The organism is Gardnerella sp. DNF01141 (genome assembly GCF_049244255.1).
GTDB lineage: Bacteria > Actinomycetota > Actinomycetes > Actinomycetales > Bifidobacteriaceae > Bifidobacterium > Bifidobacterium vaginale_E.
In genome coordinates this window covers 928934-941094 of sequence record NZ_CP058391.1, presented here as the reverse complement: position 1 = coordinate 941094, position 12161 = coordinate 928934, and the positions used below count along the sequence as shown (strand labels likewise).

General features: G+C 42.6%; 10 protein-coding genes. 9 read left to right on the top strand and 1 reads right to left on the bottom strand.

Annotated features, from left to right (window positions below; all coding sequences use genetic code 11):
* Positions 1 to 47: 47 nt before the first annotated feature.
* The 8 genes from HXT35_RS03460 (at position 48) to HXT35_RS03425 (ending at position 7095) form a co-directional block, all read left to right on the top strand.
* A complete protein-coding gene (locus HXT35_RS03460; protein WP_421787860.1) occupies positions 48 to 1805 on the top strand; it encodes a hypothetical protein in 1758 nt (585 codons plus the stop codon).
* A 2-nt stretch (positions 1806 to 1807) separates the two neighbouring features.
* A complete protein-coding gene (locus HXT35_RS03455; RefSeq protein ID WP_004126618.1) occupies positions 1808 to 2992 on the top strand; it encodes a hypothetical protein in 1185 nt (394 codons plus the stop codon).
* A gap of 15 nt (positions 2993 to 3007) precedes the next feature.
* Positions 3008 to 3619 carry a hypothetical protein gene (locus tag HXT35_RS03450; RefSeq protein ID WP_421787858.1) on the top strand — a complete coding sequence of 204 codons (612 nt, stop codon included), beginning with the start codon at positions 3008 to 3010 and terminating at the stop codon, positions 3617 to 3619.
* A 5-nt stretch (positions 3620 to 3624) separates the two neighbouring features.
* Positions 3625 to 5178, top strand: a complete 1554-nt coding sequence (locus HXT35_RS03445) for an AAA family ATPase (RefSeq protein WP_421787856.1) — start codon at positions 3625 to 3627, stop codon at positions 5176 to 5178.
* Positions 5179 to 5239: 61 nt separating this feature from the next.
* Positions 5240 to 5500: a hypothetical protein gene (locus tag HXT35_RS03440; protein WP_421787854.1), complete on the top strand. Its 261-nt coding sequence runs from the start codon at positions 5240 to 5242 to the stop codon at positions 5498 to 5500.
* A 41-nt stretch (positions 5501 to 5541) separates the two neighbouring features.
* Entirely contained in the window at positions 5542 to 5850 is a 309-nt protein-coding gene (locus HXT35_RS03435) for a hypothetical protein (protein WP_421787852.1), read from the top strand.
* A 3-nt stretch (positions 5851 to 5853) separates the two neighbouring features.
* Complete coding sequence (locus tag HXT35_RS03430) at positions 5854 to 6633, top strand: DNA/RNA non-specific endonuclease (RefSeq protein ID WP_421787850.1); 780 nt, start codon at positions 5854 to 5856, stop codon at positions 6631 to 6633.
* Between the two features lie 36 nt (positions 6634 to 6669).
* Positions 6670 to 7095, top strand: a complete 426-nt coding sequence (locus HXT35_RS03425) for a hypothetical protein (RefSeq protein WP_421787848.1) — start codon at positions 6670 to 6672, stop codon at positions 7093 to 7095.
* A 148-nt stretch (positions 7096 to 7243) separates the two neighbouring features.
* Here the strand turns inward: HXT35_RS03425 and HXT35_RS03420 are convergent, their stop codons facing one another.
* Positions 7244 to 9013 (bottom strand): threonine/serine ThrE exporter family protein, encoded by a 1770-nt coding sequence (locus HXT35_RS03420; RefSeq protein ID WP_421787846.1) that lies wholly within the window; start codon positions 9011 to 9013, stop codon positions 7244 to 7246.
* 206 nt (positions 9014 to 9219) lie between these two features.
* Here HXT35_RS03420 and HXT35_RS03415 point away from each other — a divergent pair, with 206 nt between their 5' ends.
* Positions 9220 to 11976, top strand: coding sequence for a phosphoenolpyruvate carboxylase (locus HXT35_RS03415; protein WP_421787844.1), 2757 nt, complete (start codon positions 9220 to 9222; stop codon positions 11974 to 11976).
* The last annotated feature ends 185 nt before the right edge of the window (positions 11977 to 12161 follow it).

The following is a 12161-nucleotide window of genomic DNA, read 5'->3' as shown; positions in this document are numbered from 1 at the left end:
GTTGCTATTTCGCGGCAGTGAATTGCCTTTTAAGAGAGGGAGACGACATGGAGGAAACTGTAGATCCTCGTGCGCTACAAAAGTATTTGGATAATATAACTTCATCTATTTACCAAGTTGACAGCAAAGTTAATCTTGTTAGCGGAGAAGTAAGTCGAGTTGGTAAAGATCTTAATGAAACACATTCTGAGTTAAAAAAGCTAAGCCAAGCCTTCTACGAATATGTTGATGCAGCTAAACGAGCTGCCAATGCTCAACGTGCAGAAACTAAGTTGGGTAATCTTAAAAGTGAGCTTGATCGACAGTACGGTCATTACGATAAAGTTCGTCGTACTTCGATTGGTGTTTTGCAAGCATTTGATGTTGCTAACGTAAGTGACGCGGTTGTTTCTCACGTTTCAGAAGAATTGATGATTCAAAGTCCTCGATATTGGCTTGCTCCTGCGCTTGTTGCAGTCGCTGCTTGGAGTCGTAATGATAAAGAGATTGTAGAAAAGTCAGTCGAAGAAGCATTTAATAGAAACTCTGCAAAGACATCGTTGTTCTTCGCGCTAGTTTTGCGTCGTATGGGAAGAAACGAATCTGCGTTGCGTTGGCTTAGGCACTATTTGCAAAGCTGTGATTCTAAGGCGCTTACTCGTGAGTTTGCAGTAATTCTTGAAGCTGCAGCACAGGGTGCGTTTGGTAAAAATGGCGCGCAAATGCTTTCTGCGCAAATTAAAAAATGGAATGACGAACTGCGCTTAGACGACGATATTGTAAAATCGCAGGTTCAGGAATGGGTGCATGAGCTCGAAAACAATTGCTCGATGCTTGCTCCTAACGAGTATAAGGAACTGCGTGATTGCTGTCCAGATTTCGGTAAGTTGAGGAATATGCTTGAGGCTGCAACTACTCTTGGCAACACGAGGGATAAGTATAAAGCTATAAAAGATGACACCACTACTACTCTTCAAGCATCTGCAGATATGCTCGACGACTTACTTGAGCAGTTGGTTACAGAATACGATGACGAAGAGTTGCCGTTAAGACGAGAAGTAGCTTATAACGAGGCTATTGTTGAAACTGATGGCGATATGGAAAAAGCTGAAAAGAAGGCAGATCAGTACAAGCGCGCTTTGGAAGAAACGGTTGATGCTGTTACTTTGCAAACTCGAACTGCAATCTCTCCTGATTTGATGGGTGTTTCTGTACAAACTCAGAAGGTTTCCGTTGGTGCCGGTCAAAAAGATTTCTTAGCAGCTTTGAATGAGTATACAAAGAATTATCGTTCTAAAACGGTTACTTCGGTGCGAATTGTTCTTGATAAGAAACATTCAAAATTAGCTGAACAATATAATTTTGTTGGTTATACTGGTGAAACTAGAGAAAATGAAAATGTTGCTTTTAACAATCTTCATCACGCCTGGGATGAAACTTTTGACGAATATATAAAAAAGTTGCAGTTCAATAATGATGAACTTATTAAGCCTATTATATTTTCTGTTATTGGTGTCGTTATTCTTTTCATCTTGCACCTTGCAGCTTTTGCATTTTTCGTTGCTTTTGCATGTGTAGCCGGTATAGCTATTTGGGCTAGTAACAAAAAGAAGAAGGCAGATGAGGCTGTTGCGGAAGCCTTGAAGAGTAAAGAAGAAGCTTTTAAAATTTCAAGGCTTCATTTAGCGGCTGCTCGTGCCGCTTTCGTTGACATTCAATTCGAATATCAGGAACTTAATAAAGATGAAGAAGGATTAAGGAATTTGATTGAAACTTGGCCTACTGCAGAACCTTCATCAAACGAATCTCAAGAGGAAGAGAAATAACGATGGACAACACTAATCTTAACAATTACCAGCACGGCCAACCATCTCAAGAACAAGGTGGGCAGCAAGATAACAGCGCACAGCAGGGTAATAATGTTCAGCCAAATAGCGGTGCTCAACAAGTGAATAATAATCAAGGATATGATGCAAATAATGCGCAATCTGTAGCGGATAATGCTAATTATTATTCTCAATCAACGCAGTCTCAATCGCCGTATCCTAATCAGTCTACTTACTCTAATGGCGCGTATGATTATTCGTATAATTATTCAGCTACTAATCAATATGGTAATGTGCAGGATAATCAAGGCTATCCTTCGCAACAGTCTTACGGAGCGCAGTATGATAATTCGCAAGCTGGATATTCGCAATATAGTACTGATAATTCTGGGTATGGTTCTACGTATGGTTCCTCAAATGAATCTTCGTACGGATCTACTAATTCTAATTATTATGTAAATAATTCGCAGTCTACTTACGGTTCTGCTTCCAATTACGGTTCGTATTCTACGTATGATGCTCCTAATCAGATGAGCGCTTCTGATCAACAGGGTGCTTCTTCTCAGAATCCTGCCGGTGTAGAAACTGGTGCTCCTAATCGGGATAACGCGCCAGTTCAAGAAAATGTTGCGGATAAGTCTTCAGGTCCGAAGCATGCAGAATCTAAGTCAGAAGAACCTAAGAGTGCGGAAGATAATACTGTTGCAAGTGAATCTGCAACGAGTGTGTTTGACGCAAGTACTCCTGTAGCAAGCCAGTCTTCGTACGCCGTGTCAAATACAGCAGTTAGTCCTGATTTAGCAGCTTCGAATAACATGACTTCTAGCACTACTACTTATGAGCAATACGGTACTCAATATGCTTCTTCTGTTAATTCTCCTGTGAATGGCGGAATGCAGGGAATGAGCAATACAATGCCGGGTGCTCCTATGAACGGTGGTATGCAGGGAGCGCAGGGTGGTATGCCAGGAATGAACAATATGGTTCAGCGTCCAGGTGCTCGTAGGCGTCCACGTTTTGTTCCTAAACCAAAACGTGAAGAAGACGCATCATTTGTTGAACGCAGGAATCTTCTTACCGCAACCGCCTCTAGTGCAAAACACCAGATAACTCGTGAACGAAAAATAGCTGGCAACTTGCCTGATTGGGATCCGTTGCCACCTAGCGAAATCCTAATTACTCGATGAAAATAGAGGTAAATAATGTCTGAAGATGTTTATTCTGCTTGGGTGAATAGGTTAAGTGCTTTTGCTGATGATCCAAATACTTCGTTAGTCGGATTGCCGGAGATTACGGTTGATACTTTCCCATCATCAACATTTGAGCGTTTGATGAAGCATATTAATAGAGCAGAAAATAAAGTTATGGAGCGCTGGGATACAGAATTATCCAGAGGTATACAGAATGCTTCTGACGCGCATGAGCTTTCCAACGCAATATTGCATTCTCGCAAATTGTTGGCGCGAAGAATAGCTCTAGATAATCATCCTAGTTTGCCGGAAGTTTTACGTTCTAATCTCATGAAAAACGCAACTGCTGATATTAATAATCTGCAAAAAGACTTGGAGAAAAATGTTAGCAAAAGTACGGATTCTTGGGGTGTAAATTCGAGCGATCAACTTTTGGAAATAGTGAGAACTTCTCCTCTTACTGCAGTGCTTAACGAAAATTATCAAAATAATGATGCTATTATGCAAGTAATCAATCAAGCGGAGAATTATTCTCAACAACCAGATTCTTCTGAAGAAGATAATAACGCAAACAATGGCGGTTTGAAAGGTTTCTTTGGCCGGTTGTTTGGTAGTTCAAGGTAGGTTATATGCCAAATTATGCTGGAACGAGGAAAATTGTTGAGCAATTTTTGAAAGCTCGCGTCCCTCTAATTGTTATTAACTCAGTAGAACCAAGTCGCGTTGCTGAGTTGCTTAGCGATATTGCTAGTGAGTTGCGCTCGCTGCCATTCTTTGAGTTTTCTGCAACTGAAGGTTTGGTCGAATTGTTGTCTAGAAAGCAAATGTCTGACGATTATTCGCTGGTAGGAGCTTTAGATACTGCAAAGCAAACATTTAAGACTCGCCAGAATGTGAATTATATTTTCAGCGATCTTGATGGTATTGAAAGTGATACAACAACAGCTCGTCATTTTGCGCAAATGGTTCGTCTTGCAGAGCCTCACCAAGGTTCGATGATTTTGATTGTTGACAAGCCTGTTTGGAGCGGATTGTCGCGACTTGGCATGACAACTTCACTAGATTTGCCAGATATTGATGAATTGTACGATGTGCTGTCGGAAACTATTGAGACTAATCGTATGAACGTGCGCATTGACTGGCAGCATGATGAAATTCGTAGAGCTGCAGAAATTTTGCTCGGTGTTACCGAAGCAGAAGCGGTTAATGTGCTTGCAACGCTTATTGCTAAAGGGTTTATTACCAACGAAGACATTCCTGAATTGTCTAAATTCAAGGATCGTATTTTTGGCAATATGACAGGTATTGAGCGCATTAAGTTGCAAGATGATTATCAAGTTGGCGGCCTTTCCAACCTTAAGTCTTGGCTTAAAAAACGCGAAGCGCTTATTAAATCAGATTTGACTAATTCTCCGTTGCACCCGCCTAAAGGTGTACTGCTTTGTGGTGTTCCTGGCTGCGGTAAATCACTTTCTGCTAAGGCAATAGCACATGAGTGGGAGTTGCCATTGTACAGGCTTGATATGGGTTCTGTGCTAGGCATGTATGTTGGAGAATCAGAGTCTAATCTTCGCGAAGCTTTGGCTGCTGCAGATCGAGTTGCGCCATGCGTATTGTGGATTGACGAGATTGAAAAAGGTCTTTCCGGTTCAAATGGGGACAGTGGTGGCGGAGTGGCTAAGCGATTAGTTGGCCAGTTCCTATTCTGGCTACAAGAGTCTACGTCTAAAGTATTTCTTGTTGCTACGGCTAATGACGTTTCGTCTTTGCCTCCGGAATTACTTCGTAAAGGTAGATTTGATGAAATATTCTTCGTCGATTTACCGACGGAAGATGAGCGTGCGGAGATTCTTCGCCTTTGCTTTACGAAATATGCAAAAGTATGCCCAGATCCTTCTCTGATTAACGAATTGGTGGAGCTTTCGGATGGTTTTGCAGGTTCGGATATTGATGCTGTTGTGCACGATATTGCTTCTGACATGTTTGCAAATCATTCTGTTATGCTTCCTGACGAAGGCTACATAATTGACGTGTTTAGAAACGTTGTTCCATTTTCTAAGTCCAATCCTGAAGAAGTTGCTGCTATTCGCGACTGGGGCAATAATCGTGCAGTGCCGGCTGGTGAAAAACGACAGGATGTTCAGCAGCAAACTGTTGCTACTGGTCGCAGAGTTATTATGTAAATTGGTTTATAAAATTGGAAAAAATTTTAATATTCAACAATTTTAGGAAGTAGGAGCAGTTATGTCCCAGTTAAGTCAGCTTAAGCAGCAGATTGAAGCAATTGGCAATGCGGCTCAAAAAGCTGGTAACGGTTTGGAAAGTTTCTCATCAAACTTTAGAAGCCAAATACAAAGCGTGCAGTCCACTATGGGAGGTTCTGCGCAAGGCAAAGATCAGAAGATTATTAGCGATCTTCAAAGTGCGTCTTCTGCAGTAACGCGTGCGGCGCAAGCTTTGCAAACTGCTGCTCGAACAGCTAAGAGTTACGGCTCTTCACTGTAATTCCTGTTGCTGTTAAAGTTTCAATACTAGCTTTTACTACAATGTCTGCACAAAAAGATTCTGCTAAATTGCAAGAAGCTAAATCGAAGCTTTCGGCTTCGTTATCGGCTATGAATACTCTTTCCCAGTTTTCTCGATTGCGCAGCCAAATAGATTCGGTAATAAGTGGCACTAGTCAATCTGGAAAGTACCGCGAAATAATAGGGAATATTGAAGAGGTTGCTAACGCGCAAAGAACAGTTTGCAATTCAATCCAAAGCAATATTAAAGAAACCGACATGGCTATACAACGAGCTTTGGAACGAGAGCGAGAAGAAGAGAAAGAACGGCGTCAAAAAAAGCGTGGGTAGTCTATGTCTAAGATTCAACAGGTGGCCAACAACACGCGCATATTAGCTGCCAAAGCGCCTAATTTTATGCGAAGCGTGCAGGAAGCGGCGTTAAAGCTTACGCATGCTGCGGAATTGATAGCAATGACACGTGAAAGTGGTCTTGCGAATAGCGTTGAAGCTACTAGAAGTGGCATAGACCCAATTATGAACAATATTGCCTACTTTCAAAAGAATGCTAAAAGCTTTGCGGATAATCTCGCTTCAGGTGAAGAATCTAGTTCAGGAAGCAGCAGTACGGATACTGCCGGCGTGCACGGAGTTTTTAGCGAAGTTAAAGAAAATGGCGATACTGTTATTACTCGAATAGATCCAAAAACGGGTAATGAACTCCGCTGGTATATGAATAAGAATGGGCAAGTGTATAAAGCCGAAGCCACTATAAGGAAGAAATCAGATGAAGGAAGAACTTCAGCAGAATCTAGATTAACTAGAGAAGTAGGAAACCGTACGCGCGGAGAATATTATGATGATGGCGGGCATATTTTTGCTGCGATGTTCGCTGGCTCAAATGGGGAAATAAATCTTGTTCCGCAAGACTTCCACGTAAATCGTGCAGCGTATTTAGAAAGAGAAAAGGCAATACAGCGTTTATTGGATGAAGGGCATCCGGTTAAAATCACCATAGATTTGGAATACAAAGGGGATAGCACTAGACCTGACGCATTCATATATGGTTATGAGTCTGAAAAAGATGGTAGGCCATTGACGGATGTGACTTATATTGAAAATGGGGAATTTTAAAATCTTTATAAAATTACAAAGAAAAGGTAAACAATTATGGATAATTCAAATACAACGCAAGAAGAGTGGACTGAAAAAGACGAATTGATGATGGAATTGTCTACAAAAATAATTGATGACTGTACTTCTCAATACGACAATGTTCAAGATTGTGGTCTTTTGATTGATATAGAAGAAGGTGCAGTGTCTGCAGCGGGATTCGCAAATGCGAATGATAAAAAGGAAGGCTGGCCTGTAAAAAACTTAAGTATATTTCATAAGTCGAAAGAATTGTGGAAAAAAATGGATAAAAAATGGTGCAGTGCATTCTTCTGCGCAGATTTAAAATCAGGAAAGTTTAATGTTAATTTTCTAACTAAAGAAACAATGACATGGCGAAAATCTGTATTCGATCACGTTGGAGAATGGACGTATTACTTAAATCAAATAAAAGAATTGCGTGGAGAATCTGATGAAATTTAGCTTTGTTGTGTTTAACAATACCAAGCTAAATCTAGTAATACCAAGTTAAGATGGCAAAGTGAAGCAGGCAAAGTTAAGCTAATTTAGCAAAGTTAAATTAGGCTAGTAAATTTTATAGAAAAGCAAAGCTAAACTAAAATTCGCTAAATCACACGTCGTAACGCCAACTTTTATCCGTAATAACGCGGGCTACAGCAAGACCAATAGGCAAGCAAATAATCACCATAAAAGCGCGGAAAGTCCAGTCTAATGCAGGAAGCGTGTGGAATTGGCCAAGATAAAACATTGCGCGATACATATAAAGTCCCGGAACCATAATCACAATTGAAGGAACCGTAAGACCTATTCGCGGATAACCCAAGTATTGAGGCGCAAAGCCGTGACGAACAATAGCGCGCCAAGTAGAAGCCAGCAAGCCAGCAAGCAAAGCTCCAGTGAAAGCCGCAATTTCGGCAGCAATACCGAAGTCTGTCATAGTTAAGCGCAGAGTATCCGTAATAGCTCCAATAACTCCTGCAACTATGCACATGCGCTGTGGAGAATTAAACAGCACAGAGAAGCCCCACACGCCAGCAAAGGCCGTAATAAGTCGAAGAACTGCGTTAAGCCAAGGGTTTAATCCAAGAGGAGGGAAACCTTGAGGATTAAGCTGCACAATGCTTGCAACAGTCCAGCCTGCAAGTGTTCCCATCAAAATAATCGCAAGCGTATAACACAGACGTTGAATTCCGGAAGGGAAATCTATTTTTGCAATATCTAGGCCGCCTGTAATAAGTGGGAAGCCTGGAATAACAAATAATACTGAGCCAATATATGCGGTTGTGTGATTTAATGCGCTTGGGTCGAAGTAGCCAATAAGTTGCAGAGAACCTATGCACGAAAGTGCGCCGATTGCAACCGCAACGAATGTGACTACAAATTGGTTAAGATGATGCATGAACATGCGGCGACGAATATAATGGCCAATTCCTGCACCAATAAAAGCACCGATCATGTCGTAAAGGCCACCGCCAAGCAAGAAAGCAAAGGATGCGCAAGCTATTGCGGAAGCAAGACCTGCAAACCAAGGTTTATAAAGTGGCTTGCGATTTTTAATCAAATCAAGACGGTCATGCACTTCTCGAACAGTAAGAGGATGATTATTTTCATCTTCCTTATTGCTGTTTTCTGTAATTTTTTGAACATGCGAAAAATGTTCAGCATAAGCGTTTTCTGGCTGTAAAGCAAAAATTCCTCGCGGCTTTTCTTTTTTGATTTCTTCTTGTAAAGCTTTTTCTTCCGCAACTTTTGCAGCATTTTCTTCCGACTGTTTAGCGGTTTGTACAATATCGCGCTCAACGTCGCTTTCTTGAAGAGTATCAACTAATTCCTTAGAAACAGCTGCTTTAGAGTGATACAAAGAATCGTTGCCAAGTTTAACGTTAAACCAGTCAGCAAAATGCTCCAAAAGCCAAATGCGCTCAGTGTTTACGCCAGTGGTTGGAAGATCTACAACTTCAGTAATGCGCTCATGCTTATCTGTGCAAGTTGCTTCAATATCCGTGAGATTTACGTCTGCTCGAACGTGAACGCCCATCGGTTCGCCGATTCTATGCATAAGTTCGCGAACACGGTAGCTTCCGGTTCCTGCTCCTAATCCGAGCGCGCCGACGCGAATAATAATGCTTGATTTTGCAGCTATGCAGGCTTCGGTAACAGGCTTATCCCAATCGCGCTCAACATCGTCCATGTCGAGCGGAATAGCATGAGTATGAAAACGTCCAGAAGGTTTTCCTACTACGTGTCCTGTTGGAAGAATTTCCGGATTGTTATTGCAACTGTTGCTGTAATTAGCATTGCAATTATCACAACTATTGCAATTATGGACGTTTGCATTATTGCAAGTATTATTGTCTTCGTTGCTATCTACTGTGCTCACAATTTTTCAGTATACGCCCCCTGTTACCTAGTAAATTTTTGTTAACGAAATACTATTTATGCTACGTCCGGTGGTAGTTTCAAAATTAACTTGGTATTTCGCTGTAAACAAGGCTGTGGGCTTGCAACTTTTGACCTAAATAACCGCGGAGGAGCCGCGGAAGTCAGATGACCGAGCAACCTTATTTACTGGCGCAAGGAGGTCTGATGACAGAAGAAAATCAGCAGGTTACTCCAGCGGACGCAACTATTGTTACGTCTGGCTTGGGGCGAAAAGGCCCAGAGGAGCGTGACCTTCCAGCATCGCTCAAGCAAGACATGGATTTGTGCTTGCATATTCTTCGCGATGTTCTTGGTGAATTCGATGAAAAATTACTAGCAGTATTCGACGATGTGCGTTTGAATGCTGTAGATGCTAGTGCCGCGCATTTTGCGCAAATGGTGGATGCAAAAGTAACAGCCGACGATGGCTTAAGTAAAGCTGTAAGCAAAATTAATGGCATGAATTTGCATGATACTCAGCTTCTGGCGCGCGCTTTTGCAACATACTTCCATTTAGCAAACTTGTGCGAAGAGAATTATCGTGTTTCTGTACTTCATCAGCGTGAATGTGAAGTTGAGGATTCGTTGCCGGTTGATCCAGTTAACGAATTAACTTGCGCGTATCACAAGTTACTTACTGAAATGAGCCCTGCCGAAGCGAAAGAATTGCTTGCAAAACTTGAGTTCCATCCTGTATTTACTGCGCACCCAACTGAAGCTCGTCGTAAGGCTGTAGCTGGAAAGATTCGTAGAATTTCGCAATTATTAAGCGAACATCATCGTTTAGGTGGATCTGACAAGCGTGAAAATTATCGTCGTCTGTATAACGAAATTGACGCTCTTCTTAGAACTTCGCCAATTGCTTTGAAGAAGCCAACTCCAGTTGAAGAAGCTGACACTATTCTTGACATTTTCGACGCTACATTATTTGACACTATTCCAGTCGTGTATCGTCGATTTGACGATTGGCTGCTCGGTAAGAAGGCTGGTTTGGTGCCGCCTCGCTGCCCTGCATTCTTCCACCCAGGAAGCTGGATTGGATCTGATCGAGATGGCAACCCTAATGTGACAGCTAAAGTGAGCCGCCAAGTCGCTCGAAAGTTTAGCGATCACGTGCTTGCAGCTTTGGAAAATCGCACGCGCGAAGTTGGCAAATGCTTAACTATGGAAACGCGCACAACTCCTCCAAGCGTGGAGCTACTTGAGTTGTGGAATCGTCAGCGCGAAATGAGCGAACAGCTTACAGAAAGCGCTTCAGATGTTTCTAATAGTGAGCCGCATCGTGCTGTAATGCTTGTAATGGCTGACCGTTTGCATCGCACTATTAGCCGCGATACGGATTTGATGTATCATTCTTGCGAAGATTTTATTGAAGATTTGCAAATTGTGCAGCGTTCTTTGGCAGAAGGCGGAGATCCTCGAGCAGCTTATGGTCCTTTGCAGGATTTGATTTGGCAGGCGCAAACCTTTGGATTCCACATGGTTGAAATGGAATTCCGTCAGCATTCTCTCGTGCATTCTCGCGCTTTGGAAGATATTCGTGAGCACGGATTGCATGGCGAACGCGGTCCGCTTCAGCCGATGACTCGTGAAGTGCTCGACACTTTCCGCGCTTTGGGAGCAATTCAAAAGCGTAACGGAATGCGTGCTGCTCGACGTTACATTATTTCCTTTGCAAAGTCTGCTCAGCATGTGCGCGACGTATTTGAGCTTAATCGTCTTGCTTTTGCTCACCCACAGGATTCGCCAACAATCGACGTTATTCCGCTGTTTGAGCAGCTTGAGGATTTGCAGAATTCTGTAAATGTGCTTGAGGAGATTATTAAAATTCCTGAAGTGCAGGCTCGTCTTAAGGCTACTGGCCGCAAGATGGAAGTTATGCTTGGTTACTCGGATTCTTCCAAGGATGCTGGTCCTACTTCCGCAACGCTTGCTTTGCACTCTGCTCAGGAGCGCATTGCTCAATGGGCTAAGAAGCATGATATTGATTTGACACTGTTCCATGGCCGCGGTGGTGCTGTTGGACGCGGCGGCGGTCCTGCAAATCGCGCAGTACTTGCTCAGCCAGTTGGTTCCGTCAACTGCCGCTTCAAACTTACTGAGCAGGGCGAAGTTATTTTTGCACGATATGGTAATCCAGTTCTTGCCATTCGCCATGTTGAATCCGTTGCTTCTGCGACTTTGCTGCAATCTTCGCCAAGTGTTGAGAAAACTAACACTGATATGACGAAGAAGTATGCGGATATGGCTGCAAAGCTTGATGTTTCAGCTCATGAGCGCTTCCTCGACTTGCTGCAAACGGATGACTTTACTCCATGGTTCTCAACAGTTACGCCTTTGAGTGAAATCGGTCTGCTTCCAATCGGCTCTCGCCCAGCCAAGCGCGGTTTGGGTGCAAAGTCTTTGGACGATTTGAGAACAATTCCGTGGGTGTTCTCTTGGGCTCAGGCTCGCATTAACTTGGCTGCATGGTACGGTTTGGGTACTGCTTGCGAAAAGTTTGGTGATTTGGAAACTTTGCGTCGCGCTTACGAAGAGTGGCCACTGTTTAGTACTTTTATTGACAACATTGAGATGTCTTTGGCTAAGACGGATGAGCGTATTGCTCGCATGTACTTAAGTCTTGGAGATCGTGAAGATTTGAGCGATAAAGTACTTTCGGAAATGCGGCTTACTCGCAAGTGGGTTTTGCAAATTGTTGACGACAAGTGGCCTCTGCAGCATCGTCACGTGCTTGGTCAGGCTATTCGTGTGCGTTCTCCTTACGTGGACGCGCTTTCTGTAATCCAATCCCTTGCATTGCACAAGCTTCGTAACAAGGTAGATAAGGAAGAGCTTAGCGAAAGCCAGCAGGCAGAGTTCATCTATCTTATTCTTTGCACTGTTTCCGGTGTTGCTGCAGGCTTGCAGAATACTGGATGATATTTAATAAATTATTGAATCAAGAAGGCTCTCGTATTTGCGAATTGCAATACGGGAGCTTTTTGATAATAGGCTTATACTCTTAAACAGAATTCTTATTTACTACGGAAGATACAATATATTCTAAATCAAAAATTTTAAACTTTAAGCAACTAAAATATTGCCAATGCCAATGTAGGAGGTAA

Bases quoted from the DNA above. Each gene is read 5' to 3' on its own strand.
- HXT35_RS03435 (WP_421787852.1), top strand. From the start codon at position 5,542: ATGTCTGCACAAAAAGATTCTGCTAAATTGCAAGAAGCTAAATCGAAG.
- HXT35_RS03415 (WP_421787844.1), top strand. From the start codon at position 9,220: ATGACAGAAGAAAATCAGCAGGTTACTCCAGCGGACGCAACTATTGTT.
- HXT35_RS03455 (WP_004126618.1), top strand. From the start codon at position 1,808: ATGGACAACACTAATCTTAACAATTACCAGCACGGCCAACCATCTCAA.
- HXT35_RS03450 (WP_421787858.1), top strand. From the start codon at position 3,008: ATGTCTGAAGATGTTTATTCTGCTTGGGTGAATAGGTTAAGTGCTTTT.
- HXT35_RS03445 (WP_421787856.1), top strand. From the start codon at position 3,625: ATGCCAAATTATGCTGGAACGAGGAAAATTGTTGAGCAATTTTTGAAA.
- HXT35_RS03425 (WP_421787848.1), top strand. From the start codon at position 6,670: ATGGATAATTCAAATACAACGCAAGAAGAGTGGACTGAAAAAGACGAA.
- HXT35_RS03460 (WP_421787860.1), top strand. From the start codon at position 48: ATGGAGGAAACTGTAGATCCTCGTGCGCTACAAAAGTATTTGGATAAT.
- HXT35_RS03440 (WP_421787854.1), top strand. From the start codon at position 5,240: ATGTCCCAGTTAAGTCAGCTTAAGCAGCAGATTGAAGCAATTGGCAAT.
- HXT35_RS03430 (WP_421787850.1), top strand. From the start codon at position 5,854: ATGTCTAAGATTCAACAGGTGGCCAACAACACGCGCATATTAGCTGCC.